This window comes from Bradyrhizobium sp. Mp27 (assembly GCF_029953005.1).
In the GTDB taxonomy this organism is placed as follows: domain Bacteria; phylum Pseudomonadota; class Alphaproteobacteria; order Rhizobiales; family Xanthobacteraceae; genus Bradyrhizobium; species Bradyrhizobium barranii.
Genome location: NZ_JASAUS010000128.1, coordinates 1 through 22,123, shown reverse-complemented (window position 1 = coordinate 22,123; position 22,123 = coordinate 1). Strand labels below are relative to the sequence as shown.

20 protein-coding genes and 1 pseudogene are annotated in these 22,123 nt (G+C 63.9%); 9 read left to right on the top strand and 12 right to left on the bottom strand.

Features of this window, described 5'->3' with window-relative positions:
• Window positions 1–110: 110 nt before the first annotated feature.
• Window positions 111–650, bottom strand: a pseudogene (locus QJT78_RS39060) (winged helix-turn-helix domain-containing protein); the annotation flags it as partial.
• Between the two features lie 349 nt (window positions 651–999).
• Entirely contained in the window at window positions 1,000–1,326 is a 327-nt protein-coding gene (locus QJT78_RS39055) for a BA14K family protein (protein WP_028152755.1), read from the bottom strand.
• Between the two features lie 1,417 nt (window positions 1,327–2,743).
• Here QJT78_RS39055 and QJT78_RS39050 point away from each other — a divergent pair.
• The 3 genes from QJT78_RS39050 to QJT78_RS39040 are packed head-to-tail and all read left to right on the top strand — an operon-like array spanning window position 2,744 to window position 6,516.
• Complete coding sequence (locus QJT78_RS39050; RefSeq protein ID WP_028152758.1) at window positions 2,744–3,493, top strand: gluconate 2-dehydrogenase subunit 3 family protein; 750 nt, start codon at window positions 2,744–2,746, stop codon at window positions 3,491–3,493.
• A 1-nt stretch (window position 3,494) separates the two neighbouring features.
• Window positions 3,495–5,273, top strand: a complete 1,779-nt coding sequence (locus tag QJT78_RS39045; protein WP_028152759.1) for a GMC family oxidoreductase — start codon at window positions 3,495–3,497, stop codon at window positions 5,271–5,273.
• 10 nt (window positions 5,274–5,283) lie between these two features.
• Entirely contained in the window at window positions 5,284–6,516 is a 1,233-nt protein-coding gene (locus tag QJT78_RS39040; protein ID WP_085965819.1) for a cytochrome c, read from the top strand.
• Between the two features lie 93 nt (window positions 6,517–6,609).
• Here QJT78_RS39040 and rpmG read toward each other — a convergent pair whose 3' ends face one another.
• Window positions 6,610–6,777, bottom strand: a complete 168-nt coding sequence (rpmG, locus tag QJT78_RS39035; protein ID WP_007603295.1) for a 50S ribosomal protein L33 — start codon at window positions 6,775–6,777, stop codon at window positions 6,610–6,612.
• Window positions 6,778–6,984: 207 nt separating this feature from the next.
• Window positions 6,985–8,310: an LLM class flavin-dependent oxidoreductase gene (locus QJT78_RS39030; protein ID WP_028152761.1), complete on the bottom strand. Its 1,326-nt coding sequence runs from the start codon at window positions 8,308–8,310 to the stop codon at window positions 6,985–6,987.
• Window positions 8,311–8,539: 229 nt separating this feature from the next.
• Here QJT78_RS39030 and QJT78_RS39025 point away from each other — a divergent pair, with 229 nt between their 5' ends.
• On the top strand, window positions 8,540–9,082 hold the full coding sequence (locus QJT78_RS39025; protein WP_028152762.1) for a hypothetical protein: 543 nt from the start codon (window positions 8,540–8,542) through the stop codon (window positions 9,080–9,082).
• A gap of 77 nt (window positions 9,083–9,159) precedes the next feature.
• Complete coding sequence (locus tag QJT78_RS39020; RefSeq protein WP_028152763.1) at window positions 9,160–10,506, top strand: metallophosphoesterase; 1,347 nt, start codon at window positions 9,160–9,162, stop codon at window positions 10,504–10,506.
• A gap of 27 nt (window positions 10,507–10,533) precedes the next feature.
• On the opposite strand, the gene QJT78_RS39015 is transcribed toward QJT78_RS39020, so the two are convergent.
• Genes QJT78_RS39015 through topA form a run of 4 tightly spaced genes read right to left on the bottom strand, consistent with a single transcriptional unit; the run spans window position 10,534 to window position 16,874 of the window.
• Window positions 10,534–11,283: an NUDIX domain-containing protein gene (locus QJT78_RS39015; RefSeq protein WP_028152764.1), complete on the bottom strand. Its 750-nt coding sequence runs from the start codon at window positions 11,281–11,283 to the stop codon at window positions 10,534–10,536.
• A 32-nt stretch (window positions 11,284–11,315) separates the two neighbouring features.
• Window positions 11,316–11,756 (bottom strand): DUF983 domain-containing protein, encoded by a 441-nt coding sequence (locus QJT78_RS39010; RefSeq protein WP_028152765.1) that lies wholly within the window; start codon window positions 11,754–11,756, stop codon window positions 11,316–11,318.
• Complete coding sequence (gene rnr, locus QJT78_RS39005) at window positions 11,750–14,107, bottom strand: ribonuclease R (RefSeq protein ID WP_028152766.1); 2,358 nt, start codon at window positions 14,105–14,107, stop codon at window positions 11,750–11,752. The genes QJT78_RS39010 and rnr overlap by 7 nt, the downstream gene beginning before the upstream one ends.
• A gap of 19 nt (window positions 14,108–14,126) precedes the next feature.
• Complete coding sequence (gene topA, locus QJT78_RS39000) at window positions 14,127–16,874, bottom strand: type I DNA topoisomerase (protein ID WP_028152767.1); 2,748 nt, start codon at window positions 16,872–16,874, stop codon at window positions 14,127–14,129.
• Between the two features lie 227 nt (window positions 16,875–17,101).
• On the opposite strand from topA, the gene QJT78_RS38995 reads away from it, so the two are divergent.
• Window positions 17,102–17,341 carry a hypothetical protein gene (locus tag QJT78_RS38995; RefSeq protein WP_014494703.1) on the top strand — a complete coding sequence of 80 codons (240 nt, stop codon included), beginning with the start codon at window positions 17,102–17,104 and terminating at the stop codon, window positions 17,339–17,341.
• Window positions 17,342–17,460: 119 nt separating this feature from the next.
• Here QJT78_RS38995 and QJT78_RS38990 read toward each other — a convergent pair whose 3' ends face one another.
• Window positions 17,461–17,931 carry a helix-turn-helix domain-containing protein gene (locus QJT78_RS38990; protein ID WP_028152768.1) on the bottom strand — a complete coding sequence of 157 codons (471 nt, stop codon included), beginning with the start codon at window positions 17,929–17,931 and terminating at the stop codon, window positions 17,461–17,463.
• A 121-nt stretch (window positions 17,932–18,052) separates the two neighbouring features.
• On the opposite strand from QJT78_RS38990, the gene QJT78_RS38985 reads away from it, so the two are divergent.
• On the top strand, window positions 18,053–18,826 hold the full coding sequence (locus QJT78_RS38985; RefSeq protein WP_028152769.1) for a glucose 1-dehydrogenase: 774 nt from the start codon (window positions 18,053–18,055) through the stop codon (window positions 18,824–18,826).
• A 174-nt stretch (window positions 18,827–19,000) separates the two neighbouring features.
• Window positions 19,001–19,183: a hypothetical protein gene (locus QJT78_RS38980; RefSeq protein WP_028152770.1), complete on the top strand. Its 183-nt coding sequence runs from the start codon at window positions 19,001–19,003 to the stop codon at window positions 19,181–19,183.
• Between the two features lie 58 nt (window positions 19,184–19,241).
• Here the strand turns inward: QJT78_RS38980 and QJT78_RS38975 are convergent, their stop codons facing one another.
• Window positions 19,242–19,850, bottom strand: coding sequence for an FMN-dependent NADH-azoreductase (locus QJT78_RS38975; protein WP_028152771.1), 609 nt, complete (start codon window positions 19,848–19,850; stop codon window positions 19,242–19,244).
• A gap of 84 nt (window positions 19,851–19,934) precedes the next feature.
• On the opposite strand from QJT78_RS38975, the gene QJT78_RS38970 reads away from it, so the two are divergent.
• Window positions 19,935–20,345 (top strand): helix-turn-helix domain-containing protein, encoded by a 411-nt coding sequence (locus QJT78_RS38970; protein ID WP_028152772.1) that lies wholly within the window; start codon window positions 19,935–19,937, stop codon window positions 20,343–20,345.
• Here the strand turns inward: QJT78_RS38970 and dprA are convergent.
• Window positions 20,342–21,484, bottom strand: a complete 1,143-nt coding sequence (gene dprA, locus QJT78_RS38965) for a DNA-processing protein DprA (protein ID WP_038944772.1) — start codon at window positions 21,482–21,484, stop codon at window positions 20,342–20,344. The two genes, QJT78_RS38970 and dprA, sit on opposite strands and share 4 nt — an antisense overlap.
• 106 nt (window positions 21,485–21,590) lie before the next feature.
• Window positions 21,591–22,025, bottom strand: a complete 435-nt coding sequence (locus QJT78_RS38960; RefSeq protein ID WP_028152774.1) for a DoxX family protein — start codon at window positions 22,023–22,025, stop codon at window positions 21,591–21,593.
• Window positions 22,026–22,123: the final 98 nt, after the last annotated feature.

Here is a 22,123-nt window from a genome sequence, read left to right as displayed (position 1 = left end):
TCTCCGTCGTTGCCGCCTCCATACCCCCCGCCAACGATTTGCAAACACGTTGATCAACAGACTGCAATCCCCACGCCAAACCTTTGCGAGTGGGACGCGAACGTCGCTTACCGTACATCGACTGCTCTACCCTTGTATGAGACGGCGCTGTTCCGTGCGATTACAAATGAACCACTGATGCGCGACAAGTCCGTGGTCAAGCTCTCGGTTACACCATCCACGAAATAGTCCTGCTCACGATCTCCGCTCAGGTTCGCGAAGGGTAGCACGACGATGGATAGGCGCGGCGGCGCGTCGCCGGTTCGCTCGACTGGGCCCACCGTCTGATTTGCGGGCCTCCGGTCTTCGTGCACTGCACCCACGAAGCGGACACCTTTGCGCGGCAATGTTTTGATCAACTGCTGTTTGTCGCCCGTGTCGCCGATTGCGCTCCGGGCGGCATTGAGGCGAGTCGTCAGCGCAGCATCCGAGACGATGCGACCCTTCCAAACGGCGCTGATGAGGTCGTCCTTGCTGACGACGCGCTCTCTGTTCCGGATCAGGTATTCAAGCAGATCGAACACTTGGGGTGCGACAACAACCACGTCCGTTGCGCGCTGCAGTTCGCGCCTGTCGGTATCCAACGCGTAATCCTCAAAAAGAAAACGCAAGCTGCATTCCCTCTCAGGGGCCACCTCTGAAACCCCAAGAATAGGCTGCCAGCGAGGAAAATGTAAGCGAGCTGTTCAGCGCGCCAAGGGGGCTACGCGGCCCGCTTTCTCGGCGAGCTACGAACATTTCTCGCATCCGGTATCAAACACTTAGAAAACATTTTGGGGATGGGCACGGCGGAACTGTTTTGCCGACCAATAACCATGGCCTGGCGCATCGGCGTGGCGCTCGGTCTCGCCGGCGGCATCATCCTGGTCGCGTTCGCGCTGATCCGGGCAGCGGAAGGCGCAGCCCGCGGGCCAGCGTCGGCCGTTTCGATGCGGGCTGCCTTCGCGCTGCAGCTTTGCGTTACCTGCAAATATGGCGGTTGCCGTCCCACCCGAGATAGGTGCCCGTCGCCGGATCGTAGGATCGATAACGCTCCGCGCAGGAACGTGAAGCAGTGCCATCCGCGCGAGCCATGGCGCTGTCCGCGCCTTGCGCAGGAGCTGCGCCGTCCGGCAACTCGAGGCCCAGCCGACCGGCCGGCGTCAGCGTGCCGTTCAGGTTGCGATTGGGGTTCTCGGCCTCGTACGTATCGGGATGGCTGCTCGCAAAGCCGGATTGCGCGTAGGCGGCGCTTGCGGTCAGGCCCGACAACAAAGCCACGGCAGCGAGAATTCTAAGTCCAGTCATGGTCCATCTCCTTCATTGCCCGGTGCAATCGTGCTGCCGGTGCGACAGGAGTTGGATCGACATCCGCGCCGAACAAGCGCGCTTGATCGCATACGCGCGACCTGGCGCGATCTCGTCGTTCAAATGCAGAAGGGATCGTTTGCTCGTGGAACGCAAAAGAATGGGCCACCGCGGCCAGGAGCACGCCTGTCTTTGCTCTCGTGCCCCGGGCGCAGCGCAGCGTCACCTCGACGGTGCGCTTGCGCGCGACCGGCGGGCGACGCTGGGCGAGCTGCGGTCAGCGCTGGCCGACACTGGGTCCAAGTTCAACTGAAACAGAAAGCCAGCGGGCGGTATGGACTAGCGACGTCCTGATCGCTTGAGTTCGGCGACTTTAAACCTGTTGCCGGCGGCCAGGCTGCTGCAAAACCAGTGGGCCCTGTTTCGGTGGTCGCCCAGGAACACCCTGGTTTCAACGCAATCCAGGTAGGATTTATGGGTGATAGTCTCGGCACGTTGGCGAGAAAGGTCCATAGTTCAGACCGCCGCCCGACTCGCTGCATCCAACCCAGGGATCTTTGCCGCTTGGGAAGCTTGATGCACAGCCACCGTTGCAGCTGCTGGCGACTCTCTCCAGGCTGGCAAGCCTCGCCATCGCCGAACCCGGCGCATACGAAGGCGTGCTCGCGGTTGATGTTCGAGCGGTTGACGCAGTCCGACGCGGCGCCGTTGTGTTTGCTCCCTGCTCCGACACGCGCGGCTTTGCCACCTGTTTCGGCGCGTCGACCGTGACAGGGGGAATCGTGGCGGCGGAGCCAGTCGGGATTTGCGACGCTGCCGGGGCGCACAGCAGGGCCGTTGACAAGACAGCGATGGCAGAGGGCACGACAAAGCCTGACGACAATTTCATGAGCATGTCCTTCCCAAATGCGGGACGGAGATGCCGCCCCGGTAAATGCACGGTAACATACATTTCGGATTGAGCAACCGAGGGTTGAGGGGGCGTCTGCCTATAAACTCGCCATCCACACAAAGCGGTGGCGCTCGGCGGAACGACGCTGGATTGCTACGTCGCAAGAGCTCCTCGCAACGACGGCGTGGGGAAGGAGCAGCGCGCCAACCTCAGTCGCGTGCCCCGGACGCAGCGCAGCAGCGTTGCGCACTGCAGCGCATCCGGCACACAGGAGACTTGCCGTGAGATTCCGCTGCCTGCCGCAGCAATCGGCTCCGTGTTTTTTTCGAAAAGCGCCGGCTTCGTGAAATACGCGATCAATTTGCGATCGTACAACGAAGCCGCTGGTTGAGAGCCGGTGAGGTGTTCACGGACAATTGTCGTCGATCATGACCGATAGATGCAGGTCGTGAGCGATGTGGAGGCGTTTCACTTCTCCGAAAGCTCATCGAAGTTCCGGCGCGGTGGACCGACGAGGAAGAAAAAATGAAACAGGGGACGCCCACAATGATCGGCCTGCGACGCAGGGAGTTTCTTGCGGGGACGGCCTTGCTGCTGTTCAGCGCGACGACCGTCAAAGCCGCCACAATTGCAGGGAGGTTGCCCTGGGCTCCAAATGCGGGAAATCCGCCGCCGCCAATCAAGCTTGGGCCGTGGGAGTTCTTCAACGGCGAAGAAGGCAGAGCCATGGAGGCACTCGTTGATTGCATCATCCCGCCGGATCCGGAGACGCCGGGCGGCAAGGATACCGGCTGCGCCGTATTTATCGACCGGCAGCTGGCTGGGCCCTACGGCCGGCAGGAGGGATTGTATGTGCGCCCACCGTTTCAGGCCGGCCTGAAGAATCAGGGTCATCAGTCGGCGAACGGTCCGGCACAGGATTATCGGGACGGTCTCGCTGCATTCGATCGTGCGTGCAAGCAGCACAGTGGTGGAAAGCCCTTCGCCGAGCTCTCCGGCGACGACAGGATCGCGGTTCTGAAGGCGGTCGAGAAGGGCGAGCTCAAGCTCGACGGCGTCGACGGCAAGGCGTTCTTCGCGCAACTCGTCAAGGACGCGCAGATGGGATTTTTCGCGGACCCGATCTATGGCGGCAACCGCGACATGGTCGCGTGGAAGATGATCGGCTATCCGGGCGCGCGCTACAACTATCTCGATTGGGTGAACCGCCACAACGAGCGCTTTCCGTTGCCGCCGGTTGGCATGACCGGCAACGCGCAATGGACGAGGTCGTAGCATGTCTCGAAGGCTTCCCAGGAAAGACGTCGTCATCGTCGGTTTCGGCTGGACCGGCGCGATCATGGCTAACGAGCTGACCGACGAGGGGCTCGAGGTCATCGCTTTCGAGCGCGGTCCATGGCGCGACGCGCCGACGGATTTTCCGCCGGGCTACATGCAGGACGAACTTCGTTATCGCATCCGGCACGAGCTGTTCCTGCGTCCGGACCAGCTGACGTTCACGTTCCGCAACAAGATGGACCAGACGGCGCTGCCGATCCGGAGCTGGGGCGCGTTCATGCCGCCGAATGGCGTCGGCGGCGGGGGCGTGCACTGGAATGCCGAAATGTGGCGGTTTCTCCCGTCGGATTTCGTGCTGAAGACACATCTGACCGAACGCTATGGCGCAGCGTTCCTGCCCCCGGATATGACGATCCAGGATTGGGGGATCACCTATGAAGATCTCGAGCCGCATTACGATCGCTTCGAATATCTGTGCGGCACGTCGGGGACGGCCGGAAATCTGCGCGGCAAGATCATGGACGGCGGCAATCCGTTCGAAGGGCCGCGGTCCCGTCCTTATCCGACCCCGGCGCAGGCCCAGCCGTTCAGCCATACGCTGTTCGGGAAAGCCGCGCGCGAGCTTGGTTACAAGCCGTTCCCGCAGCCGTCGGGCAATCTTTCTCAAGCCTATACGAACCCGCTGGGCATGCGCCTTGGCCCCTGCACCTATTGTGGCTTCTGCGAGTGGTTCGGCTGCGGCAATTATTCCAAGGCTAGCCCGCAAACAACCATCCTGCCGCATCTCATTCGAAAATCGAACTTCAGCCTTCGCGACAATTCAGAGGTTGTCAGGATCAATGTCGATCGTTCGGGCAAGCGCGCCACCGGCGTGACATTCGTCGACTCCAGCGGCGAGGAGTGGGAACAGCAGGCCGACCTCGTGATCCTGTCGGCTTACACGATGTTCAATGTGCAGCTTCTTCTGCATTCGCAAATCGGGCAGCCCTACGACCCCGTCACCAACACTGGCGTCGTCGGCCGAAACTACACCCACCAGACGATCTCGTCGGTCAACGGCTTCTTCGACAACAAGAAGTTCAACTTCAACCCGTTCATCGCGTCAGGTTCGATCGGGATGTGCGTCGACGAGTTCAACGGCGACAATTTTGATCACGGGCCGCATGGTTTCGTGGGCGGCGGCTATGTCGGCCAGGTGCAGACAGGTGCTCGTCCGATCGAAAGCACCCTGACGCCGCCGGGAACGCCGGCATGGGGCGCCGACTGGAAGAAGGCGGTGAAGGACAATTATCTCAGCACGGTCAAGCCCGGCACCGGTGTGCATGGCAGCTTCTACGCCTACCGCGACATCTACCTGGATCTCGACCCCGCCTATAAGGACCGGTTCGGGCGTCCGCTGATGCGGATCACGATGGATCTCAAGGAGAACGAGATCAAGCAGAACAAGTTTCTCACCGACAAGTTCGCCGAGATCATCAAGGCGATGGGCGCTGAAAAGCTCGCCGTGCAGTATCGGACCGCGCCATACGACATAACGACCTACCAGACGACGCATCTCAACGGCGGTGCGATCATGGGGGCCGATCCCAAGACAAGCGTCCTCAACAAATATCTGCAGAGCTGGGATGTCCCGAATCTGTTCGTGATGGGGGCAAGCGCCTTTCCGCAGAACGCCGGCTACAACCCGACGCTCACGGTCGGCGCGCTCGCTTATTGGTCGGCGGCCGCGATCCGGAACCAGTACCTCAAGAATCCCGGAAGGCTGGTCGATGCGTAGGATTCCTCGCGTGCGCACGCTCGTTTGCGCAGCGCTCGTTTCGGCGTCGCTGGCTGGCCGCGCGCATGCCGGCTCCGCAAACATGCAAGAGTTCACCCAGATCGAACGCGGGCGCTATCTGACGATCCTGTCGGACTGTGCCGGCTGCCATACCGTTCCCGGCGGCAAGCCGTTTTCGGGCGGGCGGCCGATCGAAACGCCGTTCGGCAACATCATATCGCCCAATGTCACGCCCGATCTCGAAACGGGCATTGGAGCCTGGAGCGACGATCAATTCGATGCCGCGGTGAGAAAGGGTATCGGACGAACCGGCGCGCATCTCTATCCGGCCATGCCTTACAATGCGTACACCCGGATGTCGCGTGACGATGTGATGGCGATCCGGGCCTATCTGACTTCGCTGGAGCCGGTCCGAAATTCGCGCAACGCGGATACGCTTCCGTTTCCATTCAATATCCGCTCAACGATGATCGTGTGGAACGCGCTCTACTTCACGGCAGGTGAATACAAGCCGGAACCGACCAAATCCGCCGAATGGAATCGCGGCAAGTTCATCGTCGACGGGCCAGCGCATTGCGGAGCTTGTCACACGCCGAAGACGCTGCTTGGAGGCGATCGAACCGATCAATATCTGCAGGGAGCAAATCTCCAGGGCTGGTCGGCGCCTGACATCACCAACAACCGGCGGACAGGACTGGGCAGTTGGACGGCAGACGATGTCGCGCTCTACCTCAAGACGGGGCACAATCGCGCTACCGCTGCGACAGGGCCGATGGCGGAGGCCGTCGAGCTGTCGACGTCCAGGATGAAGGATGAGGATACGAAGGCTATTGCGACGTATCTGAAATCATTGCCGGGCAACAGGGATGAGGCGAGGCTTGCCCCGGTGGATGCGAACGTGATGGCGGCCGGAGGCGCGATCTACCGAGACCAATGTTCCGCCTGCCACGGGATCGAAGGCAAGGGCGTTCCACACCTGTTTCCCGCCCTCGCAGAGTCCACGATGGTGCACTCGAATGATCCGACAACGGCAATCCGAATGGTGCTCCGTGGTGCGCGAAGCGTCGGCACCAAGGCCGAGCCGACGGCACCCGGCATGCCGTCCTACGGTTGGCAGCTCGATGATCGCCAGGTCGCGGCGGTGCTCAGCTTTGTCAGAAATAGCTGGGGTGGTGCCGCTGCCCCGATCGATGCAGCCGAAGTGACGCGTGTTCGGTCCGACACCGCGTTACGCAACGATTGAGCTGGCCGTCCGAGACGTGAGCGGCAAAATAAAACGGGGCCGTGAGGCCCCGTCAAAAGTCCGTAGCTTATTCCGCGATCTTACTTGATCTTCTTACTTGATCTTGGCTTCGCGGAATTCGACGTGCTTGCGCGCGACCGGATCGTACTTCTTCTTGACCAGCTTGTCGGTCATGGTGCGCGAATTCTTCTTGGCGACGTAGTAGAAGCCGGTGTCAGCCGAGGACACGAGCTTGACCTTGATGGTGACCGCTTTGGCCATGTTCAGAACCTCAAGAATGAAGGGAATCTGGAGCCGGCCAAACGGCCCGCGTTGGCCGGCAACCTAGCCAGAAACCGCCTGATGTCAAGGTTTCGAAGCGTTTTCGAGCGAAGTGGGCATCGGTTCGCGTCAAGAAAACGCGTCAAAAACAACAACCTAGAGCCCCGAACGGGGCTCTAGGGCGGAAAACCACCCAAAACGGTCCCATTACGCCTCGAAGAATCGGTTTTTCGGCCGTGGCAGGCCCAGATTCTCCCTCAAAGTGGCCCCTTCATACTCTTTGCGGAAAATCCCGCGCCGCTGCAGCTCCGGTACCACCTTGTCGACGAAATCGTCGAGGCCGGCGGGCAGGAACGGGAACATGATGTTGAAGCCGTCAGAGCCGCGCCCGACCAGCCATTCCTCCATCTGGTCGGCGATGGTCTTGGCCGTGCCGACGAAGGACAGCCCGCCATAGCCGCCGACGCGCTGGGCAAGCTGGCGCACGGTGAGCTTGTCGCGCCTGGCGAGGTCGACCATGCGCTGGCGGCCGCTCTTGCTGGCGTTGGTCTCCGGAATCTCCGGCAGTTGCCCGTCCGGATCGAAGCCCGAGGCGTCCGTGCCGAGGATGACCGAGAGCGAGGCGATGGCGCTGTCGTAATGCACGCGGCTGTCGAGCAGCGCGCGCTTCTCCTTGGCCTCATCGACGCTGTCGCCGACCACGACGAAGGCGCCGGGAAGAATCTTGAGGTGTTCAGGGTCGCGGCCGATCTTCTCCATGCGGCCCTTGATGTCGGCATAGAGTTTTTGGCCGTCGGCGAGGGGGCCGCCGCCGGTGAACACGGCTTCCGCCGTCTCCGCCGCAAGCTGCCTGCCGTCCTCCGATGCGCCGGCCTGCACGATCACCGGCCAGCCCTGCACGGGCCGCGCGATGTTGAGGGGGCCGCGCACCTTCAGATATTTGCCGTTGTGGTCGAGCACGTGCATCTTCGCGGGATCGACGAACACGCCGCTGTCGACGTCGCGCACGAAGGCGTCGTCGGCGAAGGAATCCCAGAGGCCCGTGACCACGTCGTAGAACTCGCGGGCGCGCTTGTAGCGCTCGGCATGCTCCATGTGGTCGTCGAGGCCGAAATTCAGCGCCGCGTCCGGATTCGAGGTGGTGACGATGTTCCAGCCCGCGCGGCCGCCGCTGAGATGGTCGAGCGAGGCGAAGCGGCGTGCCACGTGGTAGGGCTCGTCAAACGTCGTCGAGCCCGTCGCGATCAGGCCGATGCGCTCGGTGACGGCGGACAGCGCCGACAGCAGCGTGAACGGCTCGAACGAGGTCACGGTGTGGCTGCGCTTGAGCGCATTGACCGGCATGTTCAGCACGGCGAGGTGATCGGCCATGAAGAAGGCGTCGAACTTGCCGGCCTCGAGCTTCTGGATCAGCGTCTTGATATGGCCGAAGTTGAAATTGGCGTCCGGCCAGGCCCCCGGATAGCGCCAGGCGCCGGTGTGGATGCTGATCGGGCGCATGAACGCGCCAAGCTTGAGTTGCCGTTGTGCCATCGCCCCGTATCCGTTCTGGGTGTCGTTGGGGAAGACATAGGGACGCCTGGGAACTCCGCCATTGGGGGAGGCGGGAAGATTTTTTCGTTTTTCGCGACATGCTCAGCACAATCACGTCATTCCGGGGCGCGCGCAGCGGCGAGGGCATGACGACTTCTGGTGAAGACGCCGGCATCGAACCAATCCCGCGCTCGCCCCGACCAAGCCAGGACCCGTGAGGAGACCTTCAATGGCAGGCGCAATGACCGTGGACGGCGGCACCGTTCGCATCGACCGGTCCATGCCCTGGGTCGGCCGGCTGCTGTCGCTGCCGCTGCTGGCCGCGAGCGGTTATCTCTTGTGGAATGTCGCGCTCGGCCTGCGCCAGGATTTTTCCGGCTTCGGCCGGCTCGCCGATGATCTCGTGCCGGTGCTGGTGTTCACGGGGTTGGGACTGCTCGTCGGCATCCCCGGAATCATCCTGCTGACGTACCGCACGTTCGTCGTGCTCAACGAGACGCTGCGCCAGATCGTCATCACCAGGCAGTTCGGCCCGCTCAATATCCGCAGCCAGCGCGATCTCGCCGACTATCACTTCGTCAGCATCACCGACGACTATGATGCGGATCTGACGACCTACGACGTCAATCTCTGCGGCAACAGTGGCACCGAGCCGATCACGCTTCAGAGCTTCACCAGGCGCGAGGAGGCGGACAAGCTCGCAAGCGAGATCGGCCGCGTCCTGAAACTGCCGGCGCGCGACTATGTCGGCACCGAGCCTGATGATTCCTGATTGAGGTCTCGCCACGGCCTGTTGCTACCCGTTGCGGAAATTGCCATCCTCGTGGCCGAACACCGCAATGGAAGACCATGACCTCAGCGAATAATTCCATTCCCGCGCTTCTACCGCGCGGCAAGGGCCACCAGTTCCTGTTGTATGGCGACTCCTGTTCGGGCGTGCCGGGTGCATTGCACGAAAAGACCTTCGCCTCGGTCAATGCGGTCGTTCAACGCCTGAGACCGCAGCCTGAATTCGTTCTCTTCCCGGGCGATGAAATCATCGGACTGACGCCGGATCCGGACGCGCTGCGCGCGCAGTGGCGCTATTGGCTGGATACGGAAATGGCATGGCTCGACCGTGCGGCCATTCCGATGTGGCACACAACCGGCAATCACACGACCTATGATTTGATGAGCGAGGCGGTGTTTCGTGCGGTGCTCGAGCTGCCGAAAAATGGACCGCCGGGACAGGCGAGCCTCTCCTACTTCGTGCGGCGCGGCGACCTCCTGATGGTGTTCGTCAACACGCTCTGGAGCGGCCTGGGAGGTGAGGGCCATGTCGAGCTCGCGTGGCTGGAAACAACGCTCAGAGAACATGGCGACGCACGGCACAAGCTCGTCCTTGGTCATCACCCGGTGTTTCCGATCAACGGCTTTACCGGGACGTATCAGCGCGAGATCGGCCACGAATACGCCCGCCCGTTCTGGGACATCCTGGTGAACGAAAACGTGCTCGCCTATCTGTGCAGCCACATCCTCGCCTTCGACGTTCAGGCGCATCGCGGTGTCCTGCAGATCTGCACTGCGGGCGCGGGAACGGCTCACAGGATGCCGGAAGGCGTCGAGTATCTGCATTGCGTTCAAGCGGCGCTTGACGAGGAAGGCCTGCGTTATCAGGTGCTCGATATCGACGGCGTTGTCAGGGAGAGGATGGAATGGCCGCTGCGCGATCCTGATCCCGCCCGGTGGAGGGAGCTGCCGCTCGGGGAAGCCGAAGCGCCGTTCAGCGGACGTGTGGAGAGCGGGCGGCGGATCGAGCTGAGACTGGTGGGAGATAGCGCCGCGACCGATGTCGCATCAGCTCAGACGATTTTCACGGCCTTCGCGCCTGGTTCGATCGCGCCGTTCTGGCTTGGTCTCAGGGGACCGAAGCAAACTCTGGGGCGTGAGGCGGGGCGAAGCCCAACCTATTGGTTCGGACCTGATCTTCCGGCGGGCGACGGTTTCGATATTCACGTTACGCTCTATCCGGATATGGGCCCCGGCGCTCTCCTGTACCGCCATCATGGCTCCCCGCGTTGGTCGTCCTTCACCTCTGCGACGGCGCGAGGGTTGGAGCAGCTTGTGTGGCCGCAGCGCTGGGCGATCGGCCACGGACAAGGTGGCAGCGAAGACCGCGCTTTCAGAGGTGCCGCGCTGAGTTTGCTGATCGCGTGAACGAGCCTGGAGAGTTCGGCGGCTGGATCAGCTCAAGATATCCTTCTGCATCTTGCCGCCGTAGAAATGGAAGAACGGCACCGGCGCATCGTGACGGAGCGGGCCGGTGGCAAGGCGGGTGTCGAGCTCGTTGAGCACGTTGCGTGTCATCGGATGCAGATCGGCGAGCGGCTTTGAGCCGAGCTCGACCCAGACCAGCTCGACCAGCTCGGCATCCGCATGGATCACCCCCTCGACGCGGTGGGTGATCGCGGAAGCGTCCGCGGTGAAGAAGCGGGTATCGAACCGCTTGACGCGGCCGGGCGGGGTGATCGCGCGTGCGATCAGGAACAGGCTTGAGGGGTCGGGCAGCAGGCCCGCATCCGCGAACGGCTTCCAGGCGCCCTCGAGTTTTGCTTTCCCCTCGGTCTTGCGTCCGAGGCAGAGGCCGGTCTCCTCGCAGGCCTCGCGGATTGCGGCAATCGCCAGCGACTTTGCGCGCGACGCCGGGGTCTTCGGGCTGCCCTTGGCGAGATTGGCCTCCAGCTCGGCGGTGATGGGTGCAGCACACGGCACGCGGTAGTCGTCCTTGTCGACACGGCCGCCGGGGAAGACGAACTTTCCGGGCATGAACACCACCTTGTCGTGGCGCTTGCCGACCAGGACTTTTGGAATGCTGCCGCTGCGATCGACCAGGATCAGCGTCGCCGCATCGCGGGGGCGGAAATAGGGGTGGTGGTCGGCTTCCTTGCCCTCGTGGATCTTGGCCTTCTCGGCTCCCTGCGACGTATCCGTCATGTCCTCACCCAAACCGCTTTTTGATTATTTGCTTAGACCGGCGGAATACCATCCGGAGGGTTGTCGTCAAAGCCGTGCATGCGCAGAGCCCATTGCAAGCCGACCACAGCTCCCTTGACCGGCTGGAGCAGCGCGAGCGAGGCGACGAAGGTGAAGGGCAGATAGGCCGCGAAGCTGAGCCAGACCGGCGTGGCGTAGTTGGTCTCGATCCAGAGGATCGTGGGCACCACGATGTGGCCGACGATGACGATCACGAGATAGGCCGGCAGATCGTCTGCGCGGTGCGGCGTGAAGTCGAGGCCGCAGACCGAGCAATTGTCCGCGATTTTGAGGAAAGCACGGAACAGCTTGCCCTCGCCGCAGCGCGGGCAGCGGCTGCGAAAGCCGCGCTTCATGGCCGTCCAGACGTCGCGCTTCTCGGCGAGGCCGGTCTCTCGCGTCCAGATCTTTGGGGCCGTGCTCGTCGTCACCATGCCTTGCCCTTCTGACCCCCGCCTTTTCCCTTGTTCTTGCCCTTGCCCTTCTTGGGTTTGCCGGACTTTTGCTTCGGCGGCTTGCGTTTTTTATCCGGACTGCGTCCAGGATGTGCCTTGAACGAGGGGCGGCGTTGTGGGCCGGGACGCCTGCGGTCGCGCGGCGCGGTCTCGCTGGAGGACGACAGCAGCTCGAAGCGCAGCGCGCCCGCGATGGGGGCCGCTTCGATCAGGCGGACGTCGACGACGTCGCCGAGTTGATACATGGTGCCGCTGCGCGTGCCGACGAGCGCGTGCCGGCTCTCGTCATAGTTGAAATATTCCGTGCCAAGGGATCGGATCGGGATCAGGCCGTCGGCGCCGGTCTCAGCGAGCTTGACGAACAGGCCGGCGCGGGTGACGCCGGAGACGCGGCCCTGGAAGCTCGCGCCGATGCGGTCGGCGAGGTGATGGGCGATCAGCCGGTCGACGGTCTCGCGCTCCGCCTTCATCGCGCGCCGCTCGGTCACCGAGATATGGGCTGCGACCTCGCCGAGGCTTTCCGGCGTCTCGCTGTCGGGCAGGGCGCCTTCGCCGAGGCCGAGCGCGCGGACCAGCGCGCGGTGCACGACGAGGTCGGCATAGCGGCGGATCGGCGAGGTGAAATGCGCGTAGCGGCGCAGGTTCAGGCCGAAATGACCGTAGTTCTCGGCGGAATATTCGGCCTGGGCCTGGGCGCGCAGCACGACCTCGCTCACCAGCGGGAAGTGGTCGTGGCCTTCGAGCTGCGCCAGCACGCGGTTGAACAAAGCGGGCCGCAGCGCGCCGCCTTTCGCGAACGGAACGTCCAGCGTCTGCAGAAACTCCGCGAGGGCGTGGACCTTCTCCAGCGTCGGCTCGTCATGCACGCGGTAGATCAGCGGGAGAGACTTCTTCTCCAGCATCTCGGCTGCCGCGACGTTGGCGAGGATCATGAACTCCTCGATCAGCTTGTGCGCATCGAGACGCTCAGGCACGACGACGCGATCGACCGTGCCGTCGCTCTTCAGGAGGATCTTGCGCTCGGGCAGATCGAGATTGAGCGGATCGCGTTCGTCGCGCGCGCGCTTGGCGCAGGCATAGGCGGCATAGAGTGGCCTCAGGATCGGATCGAGCAGGGGGCCGGTGGTGTCGTCGGGACGGCCGTCGATCGCGGCCTGCGCCTGCGCATAATTCAGTTTCGCCGCCGAGCGCATCAGGATGCGGTGGAAGCTGTGCGAGCGCTTGCGACCATCGGGGCCGAGCACCATGCGCACCGCGAGCGCGCCGCGCGGCTCGCCCGGCACCAGCGAGCAGAGATTGTTGGAGATGCGCTCGGGCAGCATCGGCACGACGCGGTCGGGGAAATAGACCGAGTTGCCGCGATCAAGCGCGTCGCGGTCGAGCGCGGTGCCCGGCCGCACGTAGAAGCTGACATCGGCAATGGCGACATCGACGATGAAGCCGCCTCTGTTGTTCGGATCAGGATCGGGCTGCGCATGCACCGCGTCGTCGTGATCCTTCGCATCCGGCGGATCGATGGTGACGAGCGGCACGTCGCGCCAGTCTTCACGTCCCTTCAGATTGGCCGGCTCTGCCGCTTCGGCTTCACGCTCTGCCGCGGGCCGGAACTGCAGGGGGATGTCGTGCGCGTAGATCGCGATCAGGCTGATCGCCTTCTCCGACTTGACCGATCCGAGCTTCTCCTTGACCCGGCCGGAGGCCAGCCCAAAGCTGCGGGTGCGGACGATATCGACACTGACGAGGTCGCCGTCCTGGGCGCCGTGCGCGTCGGCTGCGGCGATGTTCAGCTCGCGGTCGGCGGACTTCTTGTCGACCGGGACCAGCCGTCCGCCGCCCTCAGGCAGGCTGCGGAAGACGCCGAGGATGCGGCTCTTCGTCTTGTCGAAGACCTTGATGATGTGGCCGCGATAGGCCGGGCCTTCGGTCTCGTCCGAGCGCTCGACGCGCAGCAGCGCGCGATCGCCTATGCCGGCCGCGGTGCCGGGCTTTGGCCGGCGCGGCATGACGATGAGGATTTTTGGCGGTTCGCCGCTTTCGACCTCGTCCCATTCGGTGGGAGAGGCGATCAGCTCGCCGTCACTGTCACGGCCGGTGATGTCGGCGACCAGCGTCGACGGGAGCGCGTCCGGCTCGGAAACCTTGTGGCGTTTTTTCTTGATGGTGCCGTCGTCGGCGAGCTCGCGCAGCATGCGCTTGAGCTCGATGCGATCGGCGTTCTTCAGGCCGAACTCGCGCGCAATTTCGCGGGTCCCGACCTTTCCGGGATTTGCCTTGATGAAGGCGACGATGGCGCTCCGGTCGGGAAAGCCATGGTCATTCTTGCGTTTCACTTAACCTCTAATTCTTGATCTAGGTCTTGCCGGCACTCTTCTTGGCCGGAGCCTTGGGGGCGGCGGCCTTGGTCGGCGACGTTTTTGCGGTCGACGACACGGCGGCGCGCGCCTTGCTGGTGGATTCGGATTTGGGTTTGGCCGCCTTCTTGGCGGCCGGTTTCTTCGGTTTCGGCGCGGCGTCATCGCCGTCCGCAGCCTTCTCCGCAGCCTTCTTGGCCTTGGCCGGCTTCGCGGCTTTCTTCGCCTTGGTCTTGCCGCCGCCCTTGGCCGCGCGCTCGTCGATCAGCGCGATCGCCTGCGGCAGCGTGACGGTGTCCTTTTCGAACTCGGCCGGGATCGTCGCGTTGACGCCGCCTGCCGTGACATAGGCGCCGTAACGGCCGCTCTTCACCGTGACGGTGCCCAGCGTCGGATGATCGCCGATCGCCTTGCCGGGGTCGGCGCCGAAGCGGCGGCTCGGGCCCTTGGCGACCTTTTCCGCGATCAGCGTCACCGCGCGGTTGAGGCCGATGTCGAAGACCTCGTCGCCGCTCTCCAGGCTGGCGTAGGTCTTCTCGTGCTTCACGAACGGCCCGAAGCGGCCGAGTCCTGCCGTGATCGGCTGACCGGTCTCCGGATGCTTGCCGATCTCGCGCGGCAGCGACAACAGCTTCAGCGCAAGCTCGAGCTCGACGTCGCCCGGCGAGGTGCCCTTCGGGATGCCCGCGCGCTTCGGCTTCTCGCCTTCCTCGTAATCCTTGGGCTCGCCGAGCTGGATGTAGGGACCAAAGCGGCCGGCCTTGACCCAGACATCGCGACCCGTATCGGGGTCCTGGCCGAGCGAACGGTCGGCGGTGGTCTCGCTGTCGGCGGCGAGCTGGCGGGTGTAGCGGCATTCCGGATAGTTCGAGCAGCCGACGAAAGCGCCGAACTTGCCGGCCTTGAGATTCAGCCGGCCGTTGCCGCAGCTCGGGCACTGCCTGATATCGCCGCCATCGGTGCGGGGCGGATAGATGTGCTGGCCCAGCATGTCGTCGAGCACGTCGAGCACCTGGGCGACGCGCAGATCCTTGATCTCGTCGACGGCGCCGATGAAGCCGGTCCAGAAGTCCTTCAGCACCTGCTGCCAGGAGATCTCGTTGTTGGAGATGCGGTCGAGCTGCTCCTCCAGATTGGCGGTGAAGTCGTATTCGACGTAGCGGCTGAAGAAGCTCTCGAGGAAGGCGACCACGACGCGGCCCTTGTCCTCGCCGTGCAGGCGCTTCTTCTCCAGCTTGACGTAGCCGCGGTCCTTCAGGACCTGCAGGATCGAGGCATAGGTCGAGGGACGGCCGATGCCGAGCTCTTCCATGCGCTTGACCAGCGAGGCCTCCGAGAAGCGCGGCGGCGGCTCGGTGAAGTGCTGGGTGACGGCGAGCGACTGCCGCTTGAGCGCGTCGTTCGGGCTCATCGCGGGCAGGCGGCGCGAATCCTCGTCTTCCTCGTCGTCGCGGCCTTCCTGGTAGAGCGCGAGGAAGCCGTCGAACTTGACGACCTGGCCCGTCGCCCGCAGCTCCAGCGTGCGGCCGCCGGCCTTCGCGGTGATGTCGACGGTGGTGCGCTCGAGCTCGGCCGATTCCATCTGGCTCGCGATGGTGCGCTTCCAGATCAGCTCATAGAGTCGCGCCTGGTCGGCATCGAGCTTGCGGCTCATGCTGTCGGGGCGGCGCGACATGTCGGTCGGACGGATCGCTTCGTGCGCTTCCTGGGCATTCTTGGCCTTGGCCTGATACTGGCGCGGGGCCTCCGGCACATAGGCGTTGCCGTAATCCTCGCCGATCACCTTGCGCGCCTGGGTGATCGCGGACGGATCGATCTGCACGCCGTCGGTACGCATATAAGTAATGAGTCCGGTGGTCTCACCGCCGATGTCGATGCCTTCATAAAGGCGCTGGGCGATGCGCATCGTGTGCGCGGGCGCAAAGCCGTATTTGCGGCTGGCTTCCTGCTGCAGCGTCGAGGTGGTGAAAGGCGCCTGCGGATTGCGCCGGGCCGGCTTCGCATCGACCGCGGTCACGGCATAGGCGGCTGCTTCCAGCGCCTTCTTGAAGTCCTCGGCTTCCGCGCCGCTGCCGACGTCGAGCCGCTGGATCTTCTTGCCGTCGGCGCCGACGAGCCGCGCCTCGAAGGCGTCGCCGCGCGGCGTCAGCAGGGTCGCGATCAGCGACCAGTATTCGCGCGGCACGAACTTTTCGATTTCGAGCTCGCGGTCGCAGACCAGCCGCAGCGCCACCGACTGCACGCGGCCGGCCGAGCGGGCGCCCGGCAGCTTGCGCCACAGCACGGGGGAGAGGGTGAAGCCGACCAGATAGTCCAGCGCCCGGCGCGCCATGTAGGCGTCGACCAGCGCGCCGTCGATCTGGCGCGGATTCTTCATCGCATCCGTGACGGCCTGCTTGGTGATGGCGTTGAACACCACGCGCTCGATCTTCTGATCCTTCAGCGCGCGCTTTTCCTTCAGCACCTCCAGCACGTGCCAGGAGATGGCCTCGCCCTCGCGATCAGGGTCGGTCGCCAGAATCAGGCGGTCGGCGTTCTTCAGGGACTTGGCGATATCGTTGAGCCGGCCGGCCGCCTTGGGGTCGACCTCCCAGATCATCTTGAAATTTGCGTCCGGATCGACGGAACCGTTCTTCGCCGGGAGGTCGCGGACATGGCCGAACGAGGCCAGAACCTCGTAGGACGAGCCCAGATACTTGTTGATCGTCTTGGCTTTCGCCGGCGACTCCACAATGACGATATTCATGTAGTTCCAGTAACTTACGGGGAAATTACGAGCCGCTTTCGATGAGATTCGGATCGGCCGTTTCGACCCGAACATGGGTGGTGAGGCCCTCGCTGTCAAATCGAGGGGTGTTGAAAGCAACCTGAATGGGAAAAGTTTCATATCGAGAAAGTTGCAAAATACCACCTTGGAGTTGCGGTCAATGTCGGCGTAGAGTCCTCCCGGGGCATGGATTCGGGTGGGGTCTGGTGACTAAGCCAGGAAAGAAACGGGCGCGCGCCGCATCAGGCGCGCCGGGGGGCTCGCGCGGTGAGGAACCAGGGGAGGGCGGCGTCGATGAGGCCGTCGCCTTCATCGCCGAGCAGGTCGGGGCGTTGCGCAAGCTCGCCGAGCGCCACAAGCTCGACGTGCTGCATTATCTCCTGGGGATGACCAAGCTGGAGGCGGACGAGCACCTGCGGCTGCGGAGCAAGCGCAAGCTGTCGTAGCGGCGTTTGAGATCGTAGCGGCCGTAGCCCGGATGGAGCGAAGCGTAATCCGGGGACTCGTGCCGCGGGATGCCAACCCCGGATTGCGCTTCGCTCCATCCGGGCTACGCAAGGCTACTTTATCCAGCCGACCGTCGCCGCGGTGCCGGGCGCAGCTTCACCATCGTGTCCGCGGGCGTGAGCAATCGCCCGTCCTCGGCGTGCATTTCGAGCTTCTTGATCGGGCGGCCTTTCTCGCGATCGATCAGAATCGTCGCGATCTGCTCGGGGTGATCGTCGAACTCCTCGCTCCATTGCCGGAGCGCCACGAGGATCGGGAAGGTGCCGCGGCCTTTCGGCGTCAGCACATATTCCTGATAGGCGCTGCCGTCGGAGGCGGGGGCGGTGGCCAGAATGCCGTGGTCCACGAGTGAGCGCAGCCGGGCCGCCAAAATGTTCTTGGCCATGCCGAGCTTGCTCTGAAACTCGCCGAAGCGGCGCAGGCCGAACAGCGCCTCGCGAATGATCAGCAGCGACCACCAGTCGCCGATCGCTTCCAGCGACCGCGCGATCGGGCAGGAATCGCCCTCGAAGCTCGTTCGTTTCACCATCGTCCCGGTCCTGTCGCGTTCGCCCGATTTCGGTGCCGATCACGCGCTTGTGTGGTTGCATCATAAAACCATATGCCTTAGATGGCAACATGGTTTTATGATGCAACCACTGGAGACGAGCGTGAGACTGAAGAACAAGACGGCATTGATTACGGGCGGCAACAGCGGCATTGGCCTGGCGACGGCAAAGCTGTTCGTGGCCGAAGGCGCGAAGGTGATCATCACCGGGCGCAACAAGGAGACGCTTGAGGCCGCGGCGAAGGAGCTTGGCCCGAACGGGTTCGCGGTCGCAGCCGACGCCACCGACATTGCCGCGACCGAAGCTGCGATCAAGAAGGGCGCCGAAAAATTCGGCAAGCTCGACATCGTGTTTGCCAATGCCGGCATTCCCGGCGGCACGCCGCTCGGTTCGGCGACGCTCGAGGTGTTCGAGAAGGTCATCAGCACCAACCTCACCGGCGTGTTCTTCACGGTGCAGTCGGCGCTGCCCTATCTCAACGACAATGCCTCGATCATCCTCAACGGCTCGGTGATCTCCGTGCTCGGCATTCCCGGCTATTCGGCCTACGGCGCCGCCAAGGCCGGCGTGCGTGCGATGGCGCGGATCATGGCTTCAGAGCTGTCGCCGCGCGGCATCCGCGTCAATGTGGTCGCGCCGGGCGCGATCCGCACGCCGATCTGGGGCGCCGCGATCGCAACGCCCGAAGCGGAGAAGGCGTTCGAGAATCGCATCGCGCTGTCGACCCCGTTGGGGCGCATTGGTGAACCAGATCACATCTCGAAGACGGTGCTGTTCCTCGCCTCGGATGATTCAGCGCACATACAGGGCCAGGAGATCTTCGTCGACGGCGGCGCGGTGGCGTCTCCGAGCGGCGCGCCGATCTATCGCGGCTGATCAACGTTTGCGAAAATTGAATCGGTCGGCGCGACGACATCGGTTGCGCCGGCCGGTTCCGGCACCTCGGTGGCTGTATTCCTCTGAACCTTGCGTGAGGTGTTGAACCTTCGCTTGCGCTGCCAAGACCCTTTTGCGGGCAGGGTCATAAGACTCACTTTCAGGGAGCCCGCGATGTCAAAGGCAGCTCGTATTTCTTCGTCGATTTCAGAACCGCGTATTTACACCGAACATTCCGACATTCCCGCCAAGCACTCCGACACGTCCGAGTTCATCGGGGTGGCACTTTTCTCAGGCATCGGGCTTTTCATTTCGCTCGTCGCCGTCATTCTTGGCGTTCAGGGCGCCTGGTTTTAGCGCTGTCGAATTCTCAGCCGCCGCCGGAGTCCGGCGGCGGCTGGTGTCGGCGTAAGTGTTACGCCGCCTGCAGGCTGGTGGCAGCCTGAAGCGCTCCGGCCAGCGCTTTCTCACGATGCTCAGGGCCAACCTGGATGCCGTCGGCGACGATGAATTCGGGGCTCGTAATGCCCATGAACGCGAACACGCCGCGCAAATAGGTTTCGAGGTGCTCAAGCGAGGCGGCGGGCGTGCCCGGGCCGTAATAGCCGCCGCGCGAGATCGCCACGATCACGCGCTTGTTGCCGGCAAGACCCTGCGGGCCGTTCGCGTCGTATTTGAACGTTTTCCCCGCCACGAGGACGCGGTCGATCCAGGCCTTGAGCTGGCTCGGGATCGTAAAATTGTACATGGGCGCGCCGATCACGACGATATCGGCATCGAGGAACTCGTTGAGCACGGCCGCGCTCGCGGCAAGGTCGGGTCCGAGTTCCGCCGGTGCCGGCGCGCCTTGCGCGGCCGCGAGGTGCGAGCCGGAGAGGTGGGCGAGCGGGATCTGCGTCAAATCGCGATAGACGAGGTCGAGCGACGGTGTCCCCTGCCTGAGACGGTCGACGATGGCGGCGGAAACCTGCCGTGAGACGGAGTGGGGGCCGAGCACGCTGGAGTCGATATGGAGGAGTTTCATTGGGGTTCACCTATGGTATAGATTTGTAACCCGCACTACATGAGTGACTGTCAAATTCCCCGCAAGAACGCACTTTTTTGAGCCATGGGCACATCTTTGAGACCTGCACACACCGATTTTCCTGCTCCCCAGATGCCGGATCGCGACCACGCGGATTGCCGCGGGGTCGCCTCGATCCTGGCGCGCGTCGGCGACAAATGGAGCGTGTTCGTCATCATGATGCTGAGCGACGGGCCCAAGCGCTTCAATGAACTGAAGCGGATGATCAACGGCATCTCGCAGCGGATGCTGACCTTGACCCTGCGCGGGCTGGAGCGCGACGGCCTCGTCACGCGCACGATCTTCCCGACCATTCCGCCGCGCGTGGACTATGAGCTGACCGATCTTGGCCGCGGGCTCCAGCAGCCCGTGATGGCGCTTGGGCTATGGGCGAAGGAGCACCAGGCGCAGATCGCGGCGGCGCGCACGCGCTTCGACGAGCGCAACGACACCTAGAGAAGAGAGACGAGACCGCCGCCGTGGCGTTCGAGCCGCCCCGCAAGCTCGAGCTCCAGCAACACGGTGCGCACGATCGCGGGCGATGCGCCGGACATCCGCACGAGATCGTCGATCGAGATTGGGGCGGGGCCGAGCAGGCCGGTGATCTGGTCGCGGTCGTGTGATTGCGGATCGCTCTCGAACGGTTCGCTGTCGGGCTCGCTCGCCGGATGCATCAACGGACGCTCCATGATCGGTGCGACTGCGTTGACGATGTCGGATGCTTCGGTGACGAGCGTTGCGCCCTGCTTGATCAGATCGTTGGTGCCGGCGGCGCGCGGGTCGAGCGGCGAGCCGGGCATTGCGAACACCTCGCGGCCCTGTTCGGCCGCCATGCGCGCGGTGATCAGCGAGCCCGAGCGATGCGCCGCCTCGACCACGACCACGCCGAGCGCGGCGCCCGAGATCAGCCGGTTGCGGCGGGGGAAGTCGCGGGCGCGCGGCTCGTGGCCGAGCGGCATCTCCGAGATCGCAGCGCCCGCGTGATCGAGGATCGCGGCGAGCAGGTCGCCATGCTCGGGCGGATAGATGCAGTCATGTCCGCCGGCGAGCACCGCGATGGTGCCGCTCTCGACACTGGCGCGGTGTGCGGCCTGGTCGACGCCGCGGGCGAGCCCCGAGATGACGATGAAGCCGGCTTCGCCAAGCTCACGGGCCAACTGACCGGCGAATTTGAGGCCAGCGCCGGACGCGTTGCGCGAGCCGACGATCGCGATCATCGGCCGCATCAGCGTCGTGGTGTCGCCGCGCACGGCGAGCAGCGGCGGCGGATCGTCGAGCGTGGCGAGCCGCGCCGGATAGCCGTCCTCGCCGGGCGCCAGCCAGGCGATGCCGAACTTGCGGCTCGCGGCGAGCTCGGCCTTCGCCTCATCGGCACTACAGATGCGCCCGGAACGGGCCGCGCCGCCGCGGCGCGCCAGATCGGGCAGCCGCTCCAGCGCGGCGCGCGGGCTGCCGAAATGATCGACCAGCGATTTGAAGGTGCGCGGCCCGACATTGTCCGAGCGGATCAGCCGCAGGCGGTCGATCCGCTCTAGCTCGGTCAGCCCAACGCTCGGATTGATGGCGTCCACGGCGTCTCCTTGTGGGAGCAGCATGGAACAACCTGAGGGCGTGGGCAACAGTTGCGTGCGCTTGATCGGGCTTCAAAGGCGCTGCCGGAAGACCCGACGTGGTCGACGGGTCTTCCGCAAGGTCGTCCATTCAACGCGCGTGCGCCGCCTGAGCGACAGCGACGCCGCTCCGCGAGACGCGAGCGTCAAGGCTGAGCGCACCGGCACCGAAGGCAAAGATCTGGAGCAGGCCGCCTGCCATCATCACGTTCTTGAGGAAGTGGATCATCTGATTCTGGTCGGCAAAGTTGTTGTGGAACGAGACTGCCGCGGCCAACGAGAATATGGCGAGCGCCAGCGCGACCGAGCGGGCTTGATAGCCCGCGATCAGCAGGAGACCGCCACCGAGCTCGACGAGAACTGCGATCGCATATGCCAACGGGGGCACCGGCAATCCCGCAGAGGCGATGTAAGCGGTCGTCGCACCATAAGCGGTGAGCTTGCCGAAGCCACTCATTGCAAACGGGAGGCCGATCAGCAGCCGGCCAACGAGGGAAGCATAACGGGTCGTATCGTAAGCGCGTATTTTACCGCACAGGCTACGCGCGCGGCTGGCCGCGGCGTCGCGTGACGCCGGGCCCCAGCAGTGTCATCGGAACGGCTTGGTTGACCTGAGCGTTCGAA